21 protein-coding genes are annotated in these 20,174 nt (G+C 62.4%); 12 read left to right on the forward strand and 9 right to left on the reverse strand.

Annotation, left to right across the window (positions count from 1 at the left end; genetic code table 11):
* The first annotated feature begins 309 nt into the window (after positions 1 to 309).
* Positions 310 to 519, forward strand: coding sequence for a cold-shock protein (locus tag DNK10_RS00670; protein WP_042555234.1), 210 nt, complete (start codon positions 310 to 312; stop codon positions 517 to 519).
* 153 nt (positions 520 to 672) lie between these two features.
* Here the strand turns inward: DNK10_RS00670 and apbC are convergent, their stop codons facing one another.
* Together apbC and DNK10_RS00680 are read right to left on the reverse strand one after the other, a co-directional pair.
* Positions 673 to 1,767 (reverse strand): iron-sulfur cluster carrier protein ApbC, encoded by a 1,095-nt coding sequence (gene apbC / locus DNK10_RS00675; protein ID WP_131190258.1) that lies wholly within the window; start codon positions 1,765 to 1,767, stop codon positions 673 to 675.
* 102 nt (positions 1,768 to 1,869) lie between these two features.
* The gene (locus tag DNK10_RS00680; RefSeq protein ID WP_131180794.1) at positions 1,870 to 2,562 is read right to left on the reverse strand and encodes a YiaD family glycine zipper/OmpA-like lipoprotein; all 693 of its coding nucleotides are present in this window, start codon (positions 2,560 to 2,562) and stop codon (positions 1,870 to 1,872) included.
* A 151-nt stretch (positions 2,563 to 2,713) separates the two neighbouring features.
* Here DNK10_RS00680 and metG point away from each other — a divergent pair, with 151 nt between their 5' ends.
* On the forward strand, positions 2,714 to 4,747 hold the full coding sequence (gene metG, locus DNK10_RS00685; protein WP_131190259.1) for a methionine--tRNA ligase: 2,034 nt from the start codon (positions 2,714 to 2,716) through the stop codon (positions 4,745 to 4,747).
* A gap of 269 nt (positions 4,748 to 5,016) precedes the next feature.
* Here the strand turns inward: metG and DNK10_RS26080 are convergent, their stop codons facing one another.
* A complete protein-coding gene (locus tag DNK10_RS26080) occupies positions 5,017 to 5,334 on the reverse strand; it encodes a hypothetical protein (protein ID WP_244216187.1) in 318 nt (105 codons plus the stop codon).
* Here DNK10_RS26080 and DNK10_RS26085 point away from each other — a divergent pair.
* The 4 genes from DNK10_RS26085 to DNK10_RS00705 all read left to right on the forward strand — a co-directional run bounded on the left by DNK10_RS26085 (position 5,333) and on the right by DNK10_RS00705 (position 8,111).
* A complete protein-coding gene (locus DNK10_RS26085; protein ID WP_244216188.1) occupies positions 5,333 to 5,647 on the forward strand; it encodes a hypothetical protein in 315 nt (104 codons plus the stop codon). The two genes, DNK10_RS26080 and DNK10_RS26085, sit on opposite strands and share 2 nt — an antisense overlap.
* A gap of 166 nt (positions 5,648 to 5,813) precedes the next feature.
* Positions 5,814 to 7,154: an RnfABCDGE type electron transport complex subunit B gene (locus DNK10_RS00695; RefSeq protein ID WP_131190260.1), complete on the forward strand. Its 1,341-nt coding sequence runs from the start codon at positions 5,814 to 5,816 to the stop codon at positions 7,152 to 7,154.
* Positions 7,155 to 7,185: 31 nt separating this feature from the next.
* Positions 7,186 to 7,824, forward strand: a complete 639-nt coding sequence (gene nth, locus DNK10_RS00700) for an endonuclease III (RefSeq protein WP_131190261.1) — start codon at positions 7,186 to 7,188, stop codon at positions 7,822 to 7,824.
* Between the two features lie 107 nt (positions 7,825 to 7,931).
* Positions 7,932 to 8,111 carry a PA3496 family putative envelope integrity protein gene (locus DNK10_RS00705; RefSeq protein ID WP_131190262.1) on the forward strand — a complete coding sequence of 60 codons (180 nt, stop codon included), beginning with the start codon at positions 7,932 to 7,934 and terminating at the stop codon, positions 8,109 to 8,111.
* A 90-nt stretch (positions 8,112 to 8,201) separates the two neighbouring features.
* On the opposite strand, the gene trxB is transcribed toward DNK10_RS00705, so the two are convergent.
* The gene (trxB, locus tag DNK10_RS00710) at positions 8,202 to 9,149 is read right to left on the reverse strand and encodes a thioredoxin-disulfide reductase (RefSeq protein WP_425273836.1); all 948 of its coding nucleotides are present in this window, start codon (positions 9,147 to 9,149) and stop codon (positions 8,202 to 8,204) included.
* 243 nt (positions 9,150 to 9,392) lie between these two features.
* On the opposite strand from trxB, the gene cysZ reads away from it, so the two are divergent.
* Both cysZ and DNK10_RS00720 read left to right on the forward strand, forming a co-directional pair.
* Complete coding sequence (cysZ, locus tag DNK10_RS00715) at positions 9,393 to 10,160, forward strand: sulfate transporter CysZ (protein WP_131190263.1); 768 nt, start codon at positions 9,393 to 9,395, stop codon at positions 10,158 to 10,160.
* 39 nt (positions 10,161 to 10,199) lie between these two features.
* Positions 10,200 to 11,417, forward strand: coding sequence for a glycosyltransferase family 4 protein (locus DNK10_RS00720; RefSeq protein WP_131190264.1), 1,218 nt, complete (start codon positions 10,200 to 10,202; stop codon positions 11,415 to 11,417).
* Positions 11,418 to 11,421: 4 nt separating this feature from the next.
* On the opposite strand, the gene DNK10_RS00725 is transcribed toward DNK10_RS00720, so the two are convergent.
* Together DNK10_RS00725 and DNK10_RS00730 are read right to left on the reverse strand one after the other, a co-directional pair.
* Entirely contained in the window at positions 11,422 to 11,904 is a 483-nt protein-coding gene (locus DNK10_RS00725) for a glutathione peroxidase (protein ID WP_131180802.1), read from the reverse strand.
* A 138-nt stretch (positions 11,905 to 12,042) separates the two neighbouring features.
* Positions 12,043 to 12,528, reverse strand: a complete 486-nt coding sequence (locus DNK10_RS00730; protein WP_042555353.1) for an FKBP-type peptidyl-prolyl cis-trans isomerase — start codon at positions 12,526 to 12,528, stop codon at positions 12,043 to 12,045.
* Between DNK10_RS00730 and DNK10_RS00735 the strand changes: the two genes are divergently transcribed.
* From DNK10_RS00735 to DNK10_RS00750, 4 genes are all read left to right on the forward strand, one after another.
* Positions 12,497 to 12,841: a DUF3565 domain-containing protein gene (locus DNK10_RS00735; RefSeq protein WP_131180803.1), complete on the forward strand. Its 345-nt coding sequence runs from the start codon at positions 12,497 to 12,499 to the stop codon at positions 12,839 to 12,841. The genes DNK10_RS00730 and DNK10_RS00735 overlap by 32 nt on opposite strands.
* Positions 12,842 to 14,026 carry an acetate kinase gene (locus DNK10_RS00740; protein ID WP_131190265.1) on the forward strand — a complete coding sequence of 395 codons (1,185 nt, stop codon included), beginning with the start codon at positions 12,842 to 12,844 and terminating at the stop codon, positions 14,024 to 14,026. It begins immediately after the preceding gene.
* A gap of 13 nt (positions 14,027 to 14,039) precedes the next feature.
* Entirely contained in the window at positions 14,040 to 16,133 is a 2,094-nt protein-coding gene (gene pta / locus DNK10_RS00745) for a phosphate acetyltransferase (protein WP_131190266.1), read from the forward strand.
* Between the two features lie 137 nt (positions 16,134 to 16,270).
* Positions 16,271 to 17,170 (forward strand): acyltransferase, encoded by a 900-nt coding sequence (locus tag DNK10_RS00750; protein ID WP_131190267.1) that lies wholly within the window; start codon positions 16,271 to 16,273, stop codon positions 17,168 to 17,170.
* 4 nt (positions 17,171 to 17,174) lie between these two features.
* Here the strand turns inward: DNK10_RS00750 and DNK10_RS00755 are convergent, their stop codons facing one another.
* The 3 genes from DNK10_RS00755 to DNK10_RS00765 all read right to left on the reverse strand — a co-directional run bounded on the left by DNK10_RS00755 (position 17,175) and on the right by DNK10_RS00765 (position 20,110).
* Positions 17,175 to 18,518: a GGDEF domain-containing response regulator gene (locus DNK10_RS00755; RefSeq protein WP_131190268.1), complete on the reverse strand. Its 1,344-nt coding sequence runs from the start codon at positions 18,516 to 18,518 to the stop codon at positions 17,175 to 17,177.
* A gap of 169 nt (positions 18,519 to 18,687) precedes the next feature.
* Positions 18,688 to 19,344, reverse strand: a complete 657-nt coding sequence (locus DNK10_RS00760) for a YiaD family glycine zipper/OmpA-like lipoprotein (protein WP_131190269.1) — start codon at positions 19,342 to 19,344, stop codon at positions 18,688 to 18,690.
* Positions 19,345 to 19,465: 121 nt separating this feature from the next.
* Positions 19,466 to 20,110, reverse strand: a complete 645-nt coding sequence (locus tag DNK10_RS00765; protein ID WP_131180809.1) for an MBL fold metallo-hydrolase — start codon at positions 20,108 to 20,110, stop codon at positions 19,466 to 19,468.
* Positions 20,111 to 20,174 lie beyond the last annotated feature (64 nt).

Here is a 20,174-nt window from a genome sequence, read left to right on the forward strand (position 1 = left end):
GTCTGTGCGGTGAAAAAGTGAGCGCATCTTACCGGGCCGAGCGGCAGGGTTCAAAGCCTCTCGACAGGCCGCCTGAACGAGGAACCGTCGGGAAGAATGCAAGGAAATCGCAGAAAGACTTACAGACCATTCGCACTTAGCGAAAAAAGCGGGTATGGTGACCCCACTGTGCTGCATGTGTCACCGCGAATCGCTACATGATGCCTAGATTTCGATCCAAACATCGTCCGACTCCTAGTACTCGTTGCACTCAGTCCCGGCCTGGTTTTATCCAGGGCTGTTATTTATTTAGATATTAGGAGACATCACATGTCCAATCGTCAGAATGGCACCGTTAAGTGGTTCAACGATGAGAAAGGCTACGGCTTCATCACTCCGCAATCCGGTGACGACCTGTTCGTACACTTCAAAGCTATCCAGAGCGATGGCTTCAAGAGCCTGAAAGAAGGCCAGCAAGTTTCCTTCGTGGCCACCCGTGGTCAGAAAGGCATGCAAGCTGAGGAAGTTCAGGTTATCTAACCTGCTCTTTCTATAAAAAACCCCGCTTCGGCGGGGTTTTTTTATGCCTGCCATCCATGTCAGCCCCCCTTCGGGCCGTCGCGAGCGACGTTAAAAATTGCTCTCGGAATTCAATTCACGTCGCGCGCCCGCCAGGCGGACGCGCAACGGCGATCAATCGTCAGCGATGACGATGGTCGGCACGGCCTGCGCAGCCGCCGCGCTCGAGGCGATGCGTGCCCCGACCTGCCGGGCCACCTGCTGATAGAGCATGGCGATCTGGCTTTCCGGATCGGCGATGGTCGTCGGCTTGCCACCGTCGGCCTGCATGCGGATGGCCATGGACAGCGGCATCGAAGCCAGCAGCTCGACACCGAACTGGGCAGCCAGCTTCTCGCCGCCGCCCTCACCGAACAGATGCTCGGCATGACCGCAGTTGGAGCAGATGTGCACGGCCATGTTCTCCACCACACCCAGCACCGGAATGTTCACCTTGCGGAACATCTCCACGCCCTTGCGGGCGTCGAGCAGGGCCAGATCCTGCGGAGTGGTGACGATGACCGCGCCCGCCACCGGGACTTTCTGCGCCAGAGTCAGGTGGATATCGCCCGTGCCGGGTGGCATGTCGATAATCAGATAGTCGAGGTCATCCCAGGCGGTCTGGGTGACCAGTTGCAGCAGCGCCCCGGATACCATCGGCCCCCGCCATACCACCGGCGTGTTGTCATCGGTGAGGAAGGCCATGGACATCACCTGTACGCCATGGGCCTCGAGCGGTACGAACCACTTCTGCTCACGCACCTGAGGCCGTGTGCCTTCAAGGATGCCGAACATGATGCCCTGGCTGGGGCCATAGATATCGGCATCGAGAATACCCACCCGAGCGCCTTCACGGGCCAAAGCCAGGGCCAGGTTGGCAGCGGTGGTCGACTTGCCTACTCCGCCCTTGCCGGACGCCACGGCAATCACGTTCTTGACGTTGGCCAGGGCCGGCACCTGAGCCTGGGCCTTGTGCGCGGCAATCACGCAGTTCACCTCTACGCTGGCGCTGCGTACGCCCTCGATATTCTCGATAGCCAGTTGCAGCAGTTGCGCCCACCCCTGCTTGAACAGGGCGGCAGCGTAGCCCAGCTCCAGCTTGACGCTGACCTGGCCGTCCTGCACGTCGATGGCCCGCACACAGCCGGCGCTTAGCGGATCCTGGTCGAGATGGGGATCGGTGTACTGGCGCAATACGGCTTCGACCGCAGCGCGGATATCAGCGCTCATGCTTGGCTCCGGAGATGGCAGGAAAGGCGTCTATCCTACCCGAGCCACAGCCTGGATGCAGACCGGCTGGCGAACCGAATGGGATCGCCAGCCGGCAAAGGCTCACTGCACGGGCTGGCCCGGCAACTGCTTGAGATTCACCTCGACGCGACGGTTCTGCGCACGACCGTCGGCGGTGGCATTGTCGGCAATCGGCTGATCCGGGCCGGCACCACGGCTGGACAGGCGCGTGCCGTCGATGCCCTGGGCAGTCAGGTAGCTCGTCACGCTCTGCGCGCGGCGCAGGGACAGCGCCATGTTGTGCTGGCGCGAGCCCGTGCTGTCGGTGTAACCGACGATCTCGATGCTGTTGTTCTGGAACTGCTGGAACGAGGTCGCCAGGTTATTCAGCGGCGCGTAGAAACTCGGGGCGATATCCGCGGAATCCGTGGCGAAGGTGATATTGCCCGGCATGATCAGCTTGATGTCGTCACCCTGACGCTGCACCTCCACACCGGTACCTTCCATGCTGCGACGCAGCTCGGCTTCCTGACGATCGGCGTAATAGCCATAGCCGGCGCCCGCAGCACCGGCAAGCACGGCACCGATGGCGGCGCCCTTGCCGCGGTCATCATGATTGACCGCCGCACCTACCGCCGCACCGGCGAGCGCCGCCAGGCCGCCATAGGTCGCAGTGCGGTGGCCGCCGCCACTGGCTGCTCCACCCCCGGCATTGTCATAAGGGTTGTTCGAGGCACAGCCAACCAACAGGGCCAGAGCGGTGGCACAGGCGAGCGGACGTAAAACTGCAGGCATGGTTCATCTCCTTGCTGGAGCGGAAGGTTCTCGTTGGAACCCGCTTGCGCCTCTAAATTCAAGTCGATGTCAGCGCTATTTGCCCGCTGGCCGGAACGCGCTCGGTTACTTTATAGTGACCGACCTCCCTTCACCCGATGACAGCCTGACAATGTCCCAAGCTCGCCAGATTCTCGTTACCAGCGCCCTGCCCTACGCCAACGGTTCGATCCACCTTGGCCACATGCTCGAGTACATCCAGACCGACATGTGGGTGCGCTACCAGAAACTGCGCGGCAACCAGTGCATCTACGTCTGCGCGGACGATGCCCACGGCTCGGCCATCATGCTGCGTGCGGAAAAGGAAGGCATCACCGCCGAACAGCTGATCGACGGCGTCAAGGCCGAGCACAGCGGTGACTTCGCCGACTTCCTGGTGGAGTTCGACAACTTCCACTCCACCCACTCGCCGGAAAACCGCGAGCTGTCGGAATCGATCTACAAGGCACTGCGCGACAATGGCCATATCGCCACCCGCTCGGTGACCCAATATTTCGACCCGGAAAAAGGCATGTTCCTGGCCGACCGTTTCATCAAGGGCACCTGTCCGAAATGCGCGACGCCCGACCAGTACGGCGACAACTGCGAAAAATGCGGTGCCACCTACGAGCCCACCGAACTGAAAGACCCGCGCTCGGCTATTTCCGGTGCGGTGCCGGTGCTCAAGGACTCCAAGCATTTCTTCTTCAAGCTGCCGCAGTTCCAGGACATGCTGCAGAAATGGACGCGTAGCGGCACCCTGCAGGAATCGGTCGCCAACAAGCTCGCCGAATGGCTCGATGGCGGCCTGCACGAGTGGGACATCAGCCGTGACGCGCCCTACTTCGGCTTCGAGATTCCCGACGAGCCGGGCAAGTATTTCTACGTCTGGCTGGATGCGCCGATCGGCTACATGGCCAGCTTCAAGAACCTCTGTGCGCGCCGCCCGGAACTGGATTTCGACGCGTTCTGGAAGCAGGACTCCAGCGCCGAGGTGTATCACTTCATCGGCAAGGACATCGTCAACTTCCACGCCCTATTCTGGCCTGCCATGCTCGAAGGTGCCGGCTACCGCAAACCGACCGGCATCAACGTGCACGGTTACCTGACCGTGAACGGGCAAAAGATGTCCAAGTCGCGCGGCACCTTCATCAAAGCGCGCACTTATCTGGATCACCTCAACCCGGAATACCTGCGCTACTACTACGCGGCCAAGCTCGGCCGCGGCGTCGATGACCTCGATCTGAACCTCGAGGACTTCATCCAGAAGGTCAATTCGGATCTGGTCGGCAAGGTGGTCAACATCGCCAGCCGTTGCGCCGGCTTCATCCATAAGGGCAATGCCGGGGTACTGGTGGCGGCCGATCCCGAGCCGGAACTGTGGAATGCCTTCCAGAGCGCCGCACCGAGCATCGCCGAAGCCTACGAGAGCCGCGACTTCGCTCGTGCCATGCGGGAAATCATGGCCCTGGCCGACCGTGCCAACGCCTGGATCGCCGACAAGGCGCCCTGGTCGCTGGCCAAGCAGGAAGGCAAGGCCGACGAGGTGCAGGCGATCTGCTCCCTGGGCGTCAACCTGTTCCGTCAACTGGTGATCTTCCTCAAGCCGGTACTGCCGCACCTGGCCCGCGACGCCGAGGCTTTCCTCAACGTCGCACCGCTGGCATGGGATGATCTGGCCACGCCGCTGGCCGACCATCAACTCAACCCGTTCACCCCGCTGCTCAGCCGCATCGAACCGGCCAAGGTCGAAGCCATGGTCGAAGCCTCCAAGGAAGACCTGGCCGCTGCCGACGCCCCCCGAGGCAATGGGGAGCTGAAGAAGGATCCGCTGGCAGCCGAAATCGCTTTCGACGCCTTCGCAGCAGTCGACCTGCGCATCGCGCTGATCGAGAAATGCGAGTTCGTCGAGGGCGCCGACAAGCTGCTACGCCTGAGCCTGGATATCGGTGACGAGAAGCGCAGCGTGTTTTCCGGCATCAAGAGCGCCTATCCAGACCCAAGCAAACTGGAAGGCCGCCTGACGCTGTACGTGGCCAACCTGGCAGCGCGCAAGATGAAGTTCGGTGTGTCGGAAGGCATGGTGCTGGCTGCTGGCCCCGGCGGCGAAGAAATCTACCTGCTCAGCCCGGACAGCGGCGCCAAGCCGGGCCAACGGGTCAAGTAAAAGCCGCCCCGACGCTCGCCAGCGTCGGGTTTTGGTGATCCGGGGCGTTAGCGGTATGGCGTAGGGTGGACGACGCTTTACCTACGCGGCCCGATCCGTCCACCGCCCTGCGATCGCAATGGTGGATGAGAAGAGCGTCATCCACCCTACACCTGCTTCCGGCTTTTTGCTGCCGCACATACGCGCTGGCAAGCGATGTGCGACAGATCGTGAACTGTTTCTGAGGTGCAAGGATGCTTTTCTCTAAATCCCGTTTTCTCACCACCGCTCTAGCCCTGCTGACACTGGTCGGCTGCTCGCCGTCCGGCGAAAACCAGTCGCCCGCAGGTGCAGCGCTGCTCGGCGAAACGGCGCAACGAGGCGCGTTCCTCGCCTACGAACACAGCGTGGGTATTCGCCTGCCTGTCGAGCAGGTCGAACCGCGCCTGGCGGCCGTGCGTGAAGCCTGCAGCAGCCAGCGTTTCGGCCAGTGCGACCTGCTGGCCATCGAGCAGAGCCAGGGTCACTACCAGGCGGCGAGCATTACCGTGCGCATTGCCCCGGCCGGTGCAGTACCAGGCCCGCGGCGACCTGAGCGTCAGCGACATGCTCGCCCTGGCCCGCGAACTGGCCGAGGTCGAGGTACAACTGTCGGGCGCAGCACAGCAATCGGCCCAGCAGCAACGTCGCCTCACGACCAATCTGCTGACCCTCAGTTTCAGTACCGAGGGCGAACCGATCGGGCGCCTGGCACGTATCGGCGAAGCCGCTGGCGGCATGCTCGACAACGCCACCGAGGGCGCCACCGAAGCCCTCAAACTGCTCGGTTACGGCATTCCCTTCGTGATCATCCTGTTTCCACTTGCCCTGCTGATCCGCTGGCTGTGGCGCAAGGCCAGCCGCGCCCGCAACGGCGCTTGAGTCCGCACTGGCGTGACCGTGCCGCTGTACCGGGCGCGGCACATGCCGGATAATGCACGGCTAACGCTTCAGCCAGACCTGCAACACCGATGATCGAATCTCGCGACTTCCCATGCATGCGCTCTCACGGGCCGACGCCGTGTGAGCAACGCTGCGTGCTTCGACCATGAGCAACGCCCTGCGTATCGCCGCCATCGATGCCCTGCTACCGCAGACGCAGTGCGGCAAATGTGGCCACCCAGGCTGTCAGCCCTATGCCGAGGGGATCGCTGCCGGCGAAGCGATCAACAAGTGTCCGCCAGGCGGCACGGCCACCATCCATGCGCTAGCCGATTTGCTGCAGGTTCCGGAACTGCCACTGGCATTACCGGCGACACCCGCGCAGATTGCGGTGATCCGCGAGGCCGAGTGCATCGGCTGTACCAAATGCATCCAGGCCTGCCCGGTGGACGCCATCGTCGGCGCCGCCAAGCTGATGCACACGGTAATCACCGACGAATGCAGTGGCTGTGAACTGTGCATTGCGCCCTGCCCGGTGGATTGCATCGACCTGATTACCCTCGCTGCGCCACAAGCGACGATCCAGCGCGAGCGTGCCGACCAGTTCCGCGCTCGCCATCAGGCACGTCTCTCCCGCCTGGCCCGCGAAGATGCACGCCGCCGCGCCGCGCGTACCACAACGGTCGCGCGCCCCAGGCCGGAAACAGTCGCTACCAGCACCGCCACCGATGACGATCAGGCCGCGCGACTCAAGCGTCTGAAGATCGAAGCGGCCATGGCCAAGGTCGCCTACGAGAAAATCCGCAAACAGGTCGCCATGCACCCCGACTCACCGTTCGCGGCACAATTGGATGCCTTGCAAAGCGCCAGCGAACGGGCCGCCGCCGCACTGCAGGCCGCCCAGAACGAGATGCCATCAACGGTTACCGCCTCGGCGGCCACCGACGAGGGCGCATTGAAACGGGCGAAGATCGATGCGGCGATGAGCCGGGCGCAGCTGCAGAAGGCGCTGAAGGCCTTTGGCGAAGCGCCCGATGAACCTCAGAGGCAGCAACTCGATACGCTGCGCCAGGCAGCCGACAAAGCGCAGCGACGGCTGGCCGAGCTACTGCCAGATACCGCCGGCGAAGCGCCCAGCGCTGGAGAGCAGGCGCTGAAACAGGCCAAGATCGAAGTCGCCAGCCGCCGCGCAGCGCTGCAATCCGGCGAGCGACGGGGCGTCGATGACGCCATGCTGAGTATCCTGCGCGCAGACTACGCAGCGGCTCAACAGGCGCTGCACGACGCCGAGCAGCAATGCGGCAAACCCGCACCGCAGCGGGTATTGGTCGACAGGCCTGGGGTGAGCGCCGAACTGCGCCAACTGAAAACCGACCTGGCCTATGCCCGCGCCGACCTGAGCAAGCTGCAACGCAACGCACACACTGACGAACACACCCTGAATGCCGCACTCGAACGCCTTGCCACCGCCGAACGCCGGCTGCAAGCGCATACCAGCGCCACCTAGAGCGCACCGACTACCGTGAACAACCCTGACGATGAACGCAGCCAAACGCCTTGAAATCTTCCGCCGCCTGCATGAAGACAATCCTGAGCCCAAGACCGAACTGGCCTACAGCACCCCCTTCGAGCTGTTGATCGCAGTGATTCTGTCCGCTCAGGCCACCGACGTTGGCGTCAACAAGGCCACCGCCAAACTCTATCCGGTGGCCAATACCCCGGAAGCCATCCTGGCACTTGGCGTCGAAGGGCTCAGCGAATACATCAAGACCATCGGCCTGTACAACAGCAAGGCCAGGAACGTCATCGAAACCTGCCGCATCCTCGTCGAGCAACACGGCAGCCAGGTGCCGGAAACCCGCGAAGCCCTGGAAGCCCTGCCCGGTGTCGGTCGCAAGACCGCCAACGTGGTGCTCAATACTGCCTTTCGTCAGTTGACCATGGCGGTGGACACGCACATTTTCCGGGTCAGCAATCGCACCGGCATCGCCCCAGGCAAGAACGTGGTGGAGGTGGAGAAGAAACTATTGAAGTTCGTACCCAGGGATTTTCTCCTCGACGCTCACCACTGGTTGATCCTGCATGGCCGCTATGTATGCCAGGCGCGCAAGCCGCGCTGCGGCAGTTGCCGGATCGAAGACCTGTGCGAATACAAACTGAAGACCTCTGACGATTGAGGCTTCATATACTTCCTGCATCAGTCGATTGAAAAAATCTTTTTTACTCGCCTGACGTTTGCCCTTATAAGGTCGGCAAATGGCCCCTGTAGCCGGGAGTAAAGCGAATGAGCAACGGCAAAGAAGACCTGGAACTGGAAGACGACTTCGTCAGCGACGACGCGGACAATAGCGAAGCCCCCGTGGAAGTGGCGAAAACCAACCTGACCAAGCGTCGCATCATCGACAATTTTCTCGAGGAGCGACGCCTGCACAAGCAGTTGGCCGAATACGACTTCGACCTGTAAGACGACGCCCTCGTCGGAGCAGGATGAAAGGATGCCCGTATCAGTCGATACGGGCATCGTCGTTCAGAGCATTGGCCTGAAGTTCAGCGGTCAAAGGCCATCCAGATAGCGCTCCACATCCAGCGCCGCCATGCAGCCGGCGCCCGCCGAGGTAATGGCCTGGCGATAGACGCTGTCCGCCACGTCGCCTGCGGCAAACACACCCGCAATGTTGGTCGCGGTGACATTACCGTCACGCCCACCATTGACCTGCAGATAACCATCCTTGAGAGCCAACTGCCCTTCGAAGAGCGCAGTGTTCGGGGTATGTCCGATGGCCACGAACACACCATCGACCTGCAGGTCTCGCGTAGCGCCATCATGCTCGCGCAGGCGTACACCGGTAACGCCTGACGCATCACCCAGCACCTCATCGACCTCGGCATTCAGTGCCAATACGATGCGCCCCTCGGCCACCCGGGCCTGCAGCTTGTTCTGCAGGATTTTTTCTGCCCGGAAGACGTTGCGCCGGTGGATCAGCGTCACCCGACTGGCAATATTGGCCAGATACAGAGCCTCCTCCACGGCCGTATTGCCGCCACCAACTACCGCTACTTCACGATTACGATAGAAGAAGCCGTCACAGGTGGCACAGGCCGACACACCCTTGCCCATGAACGCCTCTTCACTCGGCAGCCCCAGATAACGGGCGCTGGCACCGGTGGCGATGATCAATGCATCGCAAGTGTAGGAAACGCTGTCGCCAACCAGAGTGAACGGCCGTGCAGCGAGATCCACCGCCTGGATATGGTCGTAGACGATCTCGGTCTCGAAACGTTCGGCGTGGGCCTGCATGCGCTGCATCAGTTCCGGCCCGGTCAGGCCGTGAGCGTCGCCGGGCCAGTTGTCCACCTCGGTGGTGGTGGTCAGTTGGCCGCCGGCCTGCAGCCCGGTGATCAGCAATGGTTCGAGATTGGCGCGCGCGGCATAGACCGCCGCGCTGTAGCCGGCCGGGCCGGATCCGAGAATGATCACGCGAGCGTGGCGTGCACTGGACATCAGAGACTCCTCACAGCAAAGCTGCCGAAGAAAAAAAGGAGCCCTCCGAAACCGGAAGGTCTGACGGAACGGCTCCAAAAGGGACGCCGAAAGACTAAGGCGCATCCCGTACATGATGGAAATGCGCTTTGCCAATCCCGCGTATAGCCCGGGTCTATGACGCCACCGGTAACGCGCCCGCGCTTTCGCCAGGCCTGCAAAATGGTTAAGGTCGCGCGACGTTCACTTTCTGGAGACACCTTCATGCGCGCCCCCGTGCTGTCCGGCCCGCAATACCTCAGTGAGGGCCTGAAGCTGGTATTGAGCCCCGGCCTGCGGCTGTTCGTGTTGCTGCCCCTGGCGATCAACCTGATCCTGTTCAGCCTGCTGATCGGCTTCGCCGTGCAACAGTTCAGCAGTTGGGTCGACACCTTCATGCCGAACCTGCCGAGCTGGCTGAGCTTCCTGCAGTACATCCTCTGGCCACTGTTCGTGGTGCTGGTGGTGCTGATGGTGTTCTTCACCTTCACCATGCTGGCCAATATCGTCGCCGCGCCGTTCAACGGTTTTCTCGCCGAGAAGGTCGAGGTAGTGGTACGCGGCGAAGATAATTTCCCGCCTTTCAGTTGGGGCGAGCTGATGGCCATGGTGCCGCGCACCCTCGGCCGCGAGGCGCGCAAGCTGGCTTACTTCCTGCCGCGGGCACTGGGCCTGCTGATCCTTTCCTTCATTCCGGTGGTCAACCTGGTCGCAGCGCCGTTGTGGCTGCTGTTCGGCGTATGGATGATGGCAATCCAGTACATCGACTATCCCGCCGACAACAACAAGGTGAGCTGGCAGGACATGCTCGCCTGGCTGCGCGAGAAACGCTGGCAGTCTCTGGGCTTCGGCGGCATCACCTATGCCGTGTTGCTGATTCCCTTCGTCAATATCCTGATGATGCCGGCAGCCGTAGCGGGCGCGACCCTGTTCTGGGTACGTGAAGGCGGCGTCAGCGACGGCTCGCGCGCTGTCACGCAAACGCCACGCTGATGTCACAAACGCTACATGGCGGCAGCCCAGACTGCTGTCATGAGCACTCCCCCGCTATTCATCGCCCTGGTCAGCGAGACCTTCAGCCCGGAAATCAACGGCGTGGCCAATACCCTCGGCCACCTGGTTACCGGGCTGCGCGCGCGCGGTCATCGCCTGCAATTGATTCGCCCCAGACAGATCGCCGACGCTCCTGCGGCCAATGATGACGATCTGTTGCTCACTCGCGGCTGGCCGCTGCCCGGTTACCGCGGCCTGCAATGGGGCCAGTCGGCGCGCCACAAGCTGCTGCGTCTGTGGCGCAGGCAACGCCCTGACGTACTCTACATCGCGACCGAAGGACCACTGGGCCTGTCTGCCCTGAGAGCGGCCCGGCGCCTGCGCATCCCGGTGATCAGCGGCTTTCACACCAACTTCCAGCAGTACACCGGGCACTACGGCATCACCTTGCTGACACGCCTGCTGACCAACTACCTGCGCTGGTTCCACAACGCCTCGCGCATGACCCTGGTACCCAGCCTCAGCCAGCGTTGCGAGTTGCAACGCCGCGGTTTCGAGCGCCTGGAATTGCTCGCCCGTGGCGTCGATGCCCAACTGTTCAATCCCGCACGGCGCAACGACGAACTGCGCCGCAGTTGGGGGCTGGGCGAGCAGGATATCGCTGTATTGCATGTCGGCCGCCTGGCCCCGGAGAAGAACCTGGACTTGCTGGTCAGCACTTTCGAGGCCCTGCAGAAACAACGCACGGCGCAGCGGCTCAGGCTGATCGTGGTCGGTGACGGCCCGCAGCGCGAAAACCTGCAGCAGCAACTCCCAGATGCCTTGTTCTGCGGTATACAACGCGGCGAAACGTTGGCCGAGCATTACGCCAGCGGCGATCTGTTTCTATTCCCCAGTCTCTCGGAAACCTTCGGCAACGTGCTGCTCGAAGCCATGGCCGCGGGCCTTGGCGTGGTCGCCTTCGACCAGGCGGCAGCCGCTCAGCACGTCGAGCACGGGCACAACGGCATGCTGGCCAGCGTCGACGATGAACAGAGCTTTATCGACGCCGCCCACTGGCTCCTCGAGAACCGGGAAAACCTGCGCCGCATGCGCCTGAATGCGCGCCGGCACGCGGCCAGGCAGAACTGGTCGGCAATCATCGAACAGTTCGAAAACCACCTGCACGGCGCCATGCTCGGCAGCGATACACAGACCGCCGGGTGTGCCTCGCTGGCTATCGAAACCAAGCGGGCAAGGGGGGAAAGGGCGGTCTGATCGGTCAGGCCAGTGCTTTCTCGATGGCCTGGATCAAGGCAGGATCATCCGGTGCGGTGCGCGGCGAGAAACGCGCCAGCACACGACCGTCCTGGCCGACCAGAAACTTCTCGAAGTTCCAGGTGATATCGCCTGGAAACTCCGCACCTTCACCCACCAGCAGACGATACAACGGGTGGCGGCCACTGCCGTTGACCTCGAGCTTGCTGCTCAGCGGAAAGCTTACGCCGTAGTTCAGGCTGCAGAACTGGGCGATCGCCGATTCGCTGTCCGGCTCCTGGCCGGCGAACTGGTTGCACGGCACGCCAAGCACGCTGAAACCCTGGGCGGCGTACACTTGCTGCAAACGCTCCAGCCCCGCATATTGCGGTGTGAGCCCGCATTTGGAAGCGACATTGACCACCAGCACGACCTTGCCCTTGAGCGGAGCCAGAGGCAGCTCCTGGCCGTCCAGTGCGTGCAGTGTCAAGTCGTGAAAAGCGCTCATGGTGTGCTCCGGGCAACGCGAAAACGAGTGAAGAAGGGACAAAAAAGGCGCCTGAAAAGGCGCCCTTCTAGTGACTGCAGCTTAGCAGTCACGGATGACCAGCGGCCAGCAGCGAAGGATCGACTGCCGACATACGGATCAGTGGTGGTGGCCACCTTCGCCATGCACGTGACCGTGGGCGACTTCTTCAGCGCTGGCATCGCGCACGTCGACAACCTTGACCGCGAAGGTCAGACGCTGGCCGGCCAGCGGGTGGTTGCCGTCGACGATCACGTCGTCGCCATCCAGCTCGCGAATGGTGACGATCTGCATGCCGCCGTCCGGGCCGGAGGCATGGAACTGCATGCCGACTTCCAGCTCGTCGACGCCTTCGAACATCGAACGGTTCAGGGTGGCGACCAGCTCAGCGCTGTATTCGCCGTAGGCCTCTTCCGGCTCGACGGAGACGTTGACTTCGTCGCCAGCCTGCTTGCCGACCAGAGCCTTCTCGAGACCGACGATGATGTTGCCAGCGCCGTGCAGGTAAACCAGCGGCGCGCCGCCAGCGGAACTATCGATCACCTCACCGGCATCGTTGGTCAGGGTATAGTCGATGGAAACGGCCTTGTTGGCGGCGATTTGCATGGGGGCGAACCTTTTGCTCGAGGAAAATGAACGTGAGAGTGTAACCAAGGGTGGATGCGAAAGCGACCCAACCCCTGACGGGCGGGCCGCATCGGGCATTACCGTGGTCGGTTTTGAGCAAGATCATGACGGTCACTGGGTGGCTGTCTTATCTTGTGGCCATACTCAACACCTGCGCCACCAGCCACCCTGGCAGAATCGCGCCTGGGTGCTCGATACCACGCAACGGCGCGCGCATATCGGCACCAACTTCACCTGTGGCTGGTGTGTCGCAGCTCTAGCCGAAACGTCAACAGCCCCTAAGGATCTTTGAATGCCCGCACGCAATATTCTGGTGATCAACTGCGGCAGTTCCTCCATCAAATTCGCGCTGGTCGATCCGGATCAGGCTCAGTTCGCCATCAGCGGCCTGGCTGAACGCCTCGGCAGCGCGGACGCCGCCCTGCACTGGCAGCGAGATGGCATCAAGCACACCCAGGCGATACCCGGAGACGACCACCGCGCAGCTCTCGCTCACCTGCTACAGCGGGTGCAGGAAACCACCGGCGGCCATCTGCATGGCATCGGCCATCGCGTGGTACATGGCGGCGAGCACTTCACCAGCGCTCAGCGCCTGGACGATGAGGTGATCGCGGCGATCCGTGCCGTCGCGCCCCTGGCACCGTTACATAACCCGGCGGGGTTGCTGGGCATCGAAGCGGCTCTGGCGCTGTACCCGCAACTGCCGCAGGTAGCGGTGTTCGACACCGCCTTTCATCAGAGCATGCCCGAGCATGCCTTCCGCTACGCGGTGCCGGAACAGCTGTACCGCGACCACGGCGTGCGGCGCTACGGTTTCCACGGCACCAGCCACCGCTTCGTCAGCGCCCGCGCCGCGGAGATCACCGGCCTGGCCGTCGACGATAGCGCCTGGCTGGTCGCCCACCTGGGCAATGGCTGCTCGACCTGCGCCGTGGTCAACGGCCAGAGCCGCGACACCAGCATGGGCCTGACGCCCCTGGAGGGCCTGGTGATGGGTACCCGCAGCGGTGATGTCGACCCCAACCTGCACAGCCATCTTTCGCGCACCCTGGGCTGGAGCCTGGAGCAGATCGACCGCATGCTTAACCACGATAGCGGCCTGCTTGGCTTGTCCGGCCTGTCCAACGACATGCGCAGCCTGGAACAGGCCCGCGATGAAGGGCATGCTGGCGCCACCCTGGCCATCGAGGTGTTCTGCTACCGCCTGGCCAAATCCCTGGCCGCCATGAGCTGCGCCTTGCCGCGTCTGGATGGGCTGATCTTCACCGGTGGCATCGGCGAAAACTCGCCACTGATCCGCAGCAAGACGGTCGCCCACCTGGGTCTGCTCGGCCTGCAACTGGACGAAGCCGCCAACGAGCGTTGCCTGCGTGGCGTCAGCGGCCCGATCCACGCACAGAACCATACTCGGGTGCTGGTGGTGCCCACCAATGAAGAGCGACAGATCGCCCTCGACACACTGGCGCTGCTCGACTGACACGGAGAACCCCATGCACACCTTCTTCATTTCCCCGACCGGCTTCGGCGTCGGCCTCACCTCCATCAGCCTGGGCCTGGTCGGCGCACTGGAGCGTGCCGGCCTCAAGGTCGGTTTCTTCAAGCCCATCGCCCAGCCGCATCAGGGCGATGCCGGCCCGGAGCGCTCCAGCGAGCTGGTCGCCCGTACCCACGGCTTGCATTCCCCCAAGCCGCTGGCCCTGGCCCATGTCGAGCGACGCCTTGGCGATGGCGACCTGGACGAACTGCTCGAGGAAATCATCAGCCTCTATCAGGAGGCCGCCAGGGACAAGGACGTGGTGATAGTCGAAGGCATGGTGCCGACGCGCCAGGCCAGTTACGCCGCGCGGGTCAACCTCCACCTGGCCAAGAGCCTGGACGCCGACGTGATCCTGGTTTCCGCGCCGGAGCAGGAAAGCCTCAGCGAGCTGTGCGACCGTGTGGAAATCCAGGCCCAGCAGTTCGGCGGGCCGAAGGATCCCAAGGTGCTTGGGGTGATCCTCAACAAGATCCGCAGTGACGACGGCCTCGACGCCTTCGCCGCGCGCCTGCGCGAACACTCCTCGCTGCTGCGTCACCCGGACTTTCGCCTGCTCGGCTGCATTCCCTGGCTCGATGAACTGAACGCGCCGCGTACCCGTGATATCGCCGAACTGCTCGGTGCCCGTGTGCTCAACGCCGGTGACTACGAACAGCGACGCATGCTGAAGATCGTGCTCTGTGCCCGTGCGGTGGCCAACACCGTGCAGTTGCTCAAGCCCGGTACGCTGGTGGTGACGCCTGGCGACCGCGACGACATCATCCTCGCCGCCAGCCTGGCCGCCATGAACGGCATGCCGCTTGCCGGCCTGCTGCTGTGCAGCGATTTCGCCCCCGACCCACGCATCATGGAACTGTGCCGCGGAGCTCTGCAAAGCGGCCTGCCGGTGATGACCGTGAGCACCGGCTCCTACGACACCGCCACCAACCTGAACCGCCTGAACAAGGAAATTCCGGTGGACGACAAGGAGCGCGCCGAGAAGGTCGCCGACTTCGTCGCCAGCCACCTCGACCACGACTGGCTCGCCGCCCGTTGCGGCAGCCCGCGTGAGCTGCGCCTGTCGCCTCCGGCATTCCGCTATCAACTGGTGCAGCAAGCCAAGGCGGCGAACAAGCGCATCGTCCTGCCCGAAGGCGCCGAGCCGCGCACCGTGCAGGCTGCCGCCATCTGCCAGGCGCGCGGTATCGCCCGCTGCGTGCTGCTGGCCAAACCTGAAGAGGTTCATGCCGTGGCTCAGGCCCAGGGCATCGAGCTGCCGCCAGGCCTGGAGATTCTCGACCCGGATCTGATCCGCGAGCGCTACGTCGAGCCCATGGTCGAGCTGCGCAAGGGCAAGGGCCTCAACGCGCCCATGGCCAGCGCCCAGCTGGAAGATACCGTGGTGCTGGGCACCATGATGCTGGCCCTGGATGAAGTCGACGGCCTGGTGTCCGGTGCCGTGCATACCACCGCCAACACCATCCGCCCGGCGCTGCAGTTGATCAAGACCGCACCGGGCTACAACCTGGTGTCCTCGGTGTTCTTCATGCTGCTGCCGGATCAGGTACTGGTCTACGGTGATTGCGCGGTCAACCCGGATCCAAATGCCGAACAACTGGCCGAGATCGCTCTGCAGAGCGCCAACTCGGCACAGGCTTTTGGTATCCCTCCACGCGTGGCCATGCTCAGCTATTCCACCGGCGACTCCGGCAGTGGCGAGGAAGTGGAGAAAGTGCGCGAGGCGACCCGTCTGGCACGCCTGGCCAATCCGGATCTGCTCCTCGACGGGCCCTTGCAGTACGACGCCGCCGCCATCGAAAGCGTTGGCCGGCAAAAGGCCCCCAACAGCCCGGTGGCCGGGCGTGCCACGGTGTTCATATTCCCTGACCTGAATACCGGCAACACCACCTACAAGGCGGTACAGCGCAGCGCCGACTGCATCAGTGTCGGCCCCATGCTGCAGGGCCTGCGCAAGCCGGTGAACGATCTGTCGCGCGGCGCTCTGGTCGACGATATCGTCTTCACCATCGCGCTCACCGCCATTCAGGCCGCCAACATGCACCAGTGAGGGCCAGCCAATTCGAACGCGGAGCACTGAGGCTCGCGTTCGGATCGGCTTGCAGTTCCATCGCCAATCGTTAACCTGTGCGCCAACCGCCCCGACGCCATGCTCGAGGCCCTAACCTGCATGAGGTTCGCACGTCCATGCTGCATTTTCTGCCTGCCCCATTGCTCGGCCTGCTGGGCACTTTCCTGTTGGCTCTCAATACACTGTTCTGGTGCTGGCCGCTGTTTGCCGTAACGCTGCTGCGCATCGTCCTGCCGCTGCCTGTGGTGCAGCTTGGTTGCGATCGGCTGATGACCTTCATCCACGAAGGCTGGATCAGCTGCAACAAGGTCTGGATGCAGCTTCTGAGCAACACCCGCTGGCAGATCGAAGGGACGCAGGGCTTCGACTACCAGCACTCCTACCTGGTGACCAGTAACCACCAGAGTTGGGTGGACATCCTGGTACTGCAGTACCTGTTCAACCGACGCATCCGCCCGCTGAAGTTCTTCCTCAAGCAGGAGCTGATCTGGGTACCGGTAATAGGGCTGTGCTGGTGGGCACTGGGTTTCCCCTTCATGAAGCGCTATTCCAAGGAATACCTGGCCAGGCACCCGGAGAAAAAGGGCAAGGATCTGCAGACCACACGGCGAACCTGCGACAAGTTCCGGCACAACCCGGTGGGCATCTTCAACTTCGTCGAAGGCACGCGTTTCACCCCGGCCAAACACCAGGAACAGCAGTCGCCCTACCGGTATCTGCTCAAGCCCAAGGCGGGTGGTATCGCCTTCGTACTCGACGCCATGGGTGAACAACTGCACGGCATCATCAATGTCACGCTGCATTATCCTCAGGGCAGCCCGGGGTTCTGGGCGCTACTCAGCGGCCAGTTGGAGGAAGTGGTGGTGGTCATCGAACAGTTACCGATTCCGACGCACTTCATCGGCCGCGCCTACGATCAGGACGAGGCCTACCGCAAAGAATTCCAGCAATGGATCAACGCGCTCTGGCAGGCCAAGGATAGCCAGTTGACACGGCTGCATCAGCAGCACCCATGAACCCTCAGCTCACCGGCTGCAGCTCGGCGCCGTAAAAGCGGAACTGCCGCCGCCCACCACGCTTGGCCGCGTACATGGCGGTATCGGCGGCGCGCAGCACCTCTTCGGTGGTCTTGCCATCGGCTGGCACGCAAGCGATGCCGATGCTCACCCCCAGGCTGAACGACCGACCCTGAGTGCCCTGCTCGCTGGATACCTGATCGATCAGTTTTTCCGCCACGGCCGCGGCATCCTCCGGGCTACTCAGGCTGTCGAGGATCACCGTGAATTCGTCGCCACCTATCCGCGCCAGACGGTCGTACGGCCTGAGGCAGGCCTTGAGCTGCATGCTGACCCAACGCAACGCCTCATCGCCCATCTCGTGGCCCAGGGTGTCGTTGATGTATTTGAAGCCATCCAGATCGAGATAAAGCAAGGCAGCTTTCTGGCCTGTGCGCTCGTTACGCGAGATCGAAGCTTGCAGCTCCTGGAGGAAGCCCCGTCGGTTGAGCAGCCCGGTCAACGCATCGGTGATCGCCAGCGACTCGAGCTGACGATGCAGGCCGCGAACCACCGACATGTCCAGCGCCAGCAGAATCATCGCGTTCTGGTCATCCGGCAAGGGCGAGCAGGACAACGCCACGGGTACGCTATGGCCATCCCGAGTGCGCAGGTTGGCGTCGTGCAGGCGTAGATCCTCTCTGCGTTGCCAATGCTGGTAGAAGGTCGACGTCTGCCAGCATTCCTCGCACGGGGTGTCGACCCAGGCCAACAACTCGCTACCCGCGAGTTCATCATTTGTGCAACCGAGCATCCGGGTGATCGCCGGATTGGCAAAACGGATGCGACCATCCTCCCCCACCACCATGATGCCTTCGGCGGTGTTTTCCACAATCGAAGCGTTGAAAGCGCGCTCGCGCTCCAGTTGCTGGCTCAGACGCAACAGGCCTCTGCGATACTGCTCATGCTCGAGCAGCGCCCGCACCTTGTGCAGCAGGATCGCCGGCTGCACCGGCTTGGAAATGAAATCCACCGCACCCGCGCCGTAGCCCTGACTCAGAACATCATCGGTCTGAATCATCCCGGAGATGAAGATGATGGGCGTGAAGCGCATGCGCGGGTCATCGCGCATGCGTCGCGCCACCTCGAAACCGTCCATGCGGGGCATCTGCACATCGAGCAGCACCAGACCCACATTCCCTTGCGCCAGGAATTCGAGCGCCTTGGCGCCGGAGTCGACACAGTGCACCGGCCGGTCGATCACCTCCAGCAGCTCCTGCATACCCTCGAGATTGTCCCAGAGGTCATCGACGACGAGGATTTCCAGCGCCTCATCCTGATCCAGCATCACACCTACCTCCATGCCCATGACTGCGATCCAACGTGGTTGTCAACGCCTGACAGGCGTCGAAAACGATCCTATGGGTTCGACCATTGCTTCACACAGTCTAGGGTCTGTTGCATAGCCACGCGTTGGAAGCACAATCGCAGGCATGAAAAACCCCGCCTGAGCGGGGTTTCGGATACACCGGCAATCCTTACAGCGGACGCAGGTTGATCTCTACGCGACGGTTCTGTGCACGGCCAGCTTCGCTGGCATTGCTGGCAATCGGCTGATTCGGGCCAGCGCCGTAGGCAGAGATACGCGACGATGCGACGCCATTGGCCGCCAGATAGGAGGCAACGCTCTGGGCACGACGATTGGACAGGTTCTGATTCAGATCGGCCGAACCGGTGCTGTCGGTATGGCCGACGATGCTCACACCGTTCTTGTCGAACTCCTTGAAGGTCAGCACCAGGGAGTTCAGTGTCGGGTAGAAGCTGCTGGAAATGTCCGCCGAGTTGCTGGCGAAGGTGATATTGCCCGGCATGATCAGGGTCAGGTCGTTGCCATTGCGCTGCACCTGAACACCCGTGCCCTGCAGTTGCTGACGCAGCTTGGCTTCCTGGGTATCGACATAGTAACCATAGCCGCCACCCGCGGCGCCGCCTACGGCTGCACCGATCAAGGCACCTTTGGTGCGATCCTTCTTGCTCGAGGTAGCCGCGCCTATCGCTGCGCCGGCCAGGGCGCCAACACCACCGTAAACCCCGGCCTTGCCGGCCTGGCTCTCGCCGGTATAGGGGTTGGCCGTACAGCCGGACAGAACGGCCAATACAGCGATCGCGGCCATCAGAGAGCGGCACTTATTCATGAATGATTCCCTTGTGTTGTGTAATGACAGGATTTATCCGCGGCTTCGAGCCGGCAAACAGGGCCAAGTTCCCGGCCAAGCCTAACAACCGCAAAGAAGAAAATCTGTAAGCACTTGTTTTTCAAGCTCTCACGAATGGATTTTCGCGCATCTCATCACCTAATAGCGTATCCGCACCATGACCGGTCACCACAGTGGCGTCTTCATCCAGGCGGTACAGTCGCTGCTTGATGGAACGCTCGATGGTGGCATAGTCGCCGCCCCACAGATCGGTACGCCCGATGCCTCGCCGGAACAGCGTATCGCCGGCAATCAGCAATTTCGCTTCGGGGAACCAGAAACTCATCGAGCCTGGCGTATGCCCTGGTGTGTGCAGCGCCACCCCACAACCGCAGGCGAGCGCCTCATCATCGGCCAGCCACTGATCCGGAGCCGGAACAGGCGTATAAGGCACGCCGAACATCTGGCACTGCATCTCCAGGTTGTCCCAGAGAAACTGGTCGTCTTTGTGCAAGTGCAGCGTCGCCCCGGTTTTCTCCTTCATCTGCCCGGACGCGAGAAAGTGATCGAGGTGAGCATGAGTGTGAATGATGCTCACCACTTTCAGGCCCAATACCTCCAGACGCGCCATGATCAACTCCGGATTGCCACCCGGATCGACCACGATGGCCTTACCGGTCAATGGATCGCCGATGATGGTGCAGTTGCACTGCAAGGGGCCGACGGGGAAGGTTTCGCGGATCAGAGTGGGCTGTGAGGGTGGCATAGGTGTTCCTGTAAAGCTGATGGCAGACCGGGCACAGATTCTAGCCGCAAAGATGCTGACGACG

Origin of the sequence: Phytopseudomonas daroniae (genome assembly GCF_004327275.1) — a bacterium.
Lineage (GTDB): Bacteria > Pseudomonadota > Gammaproteobacteria > Pseudomonadales > Pseudomonadaceae > Aquipseudomonas > Aquipseudomonas daroniae.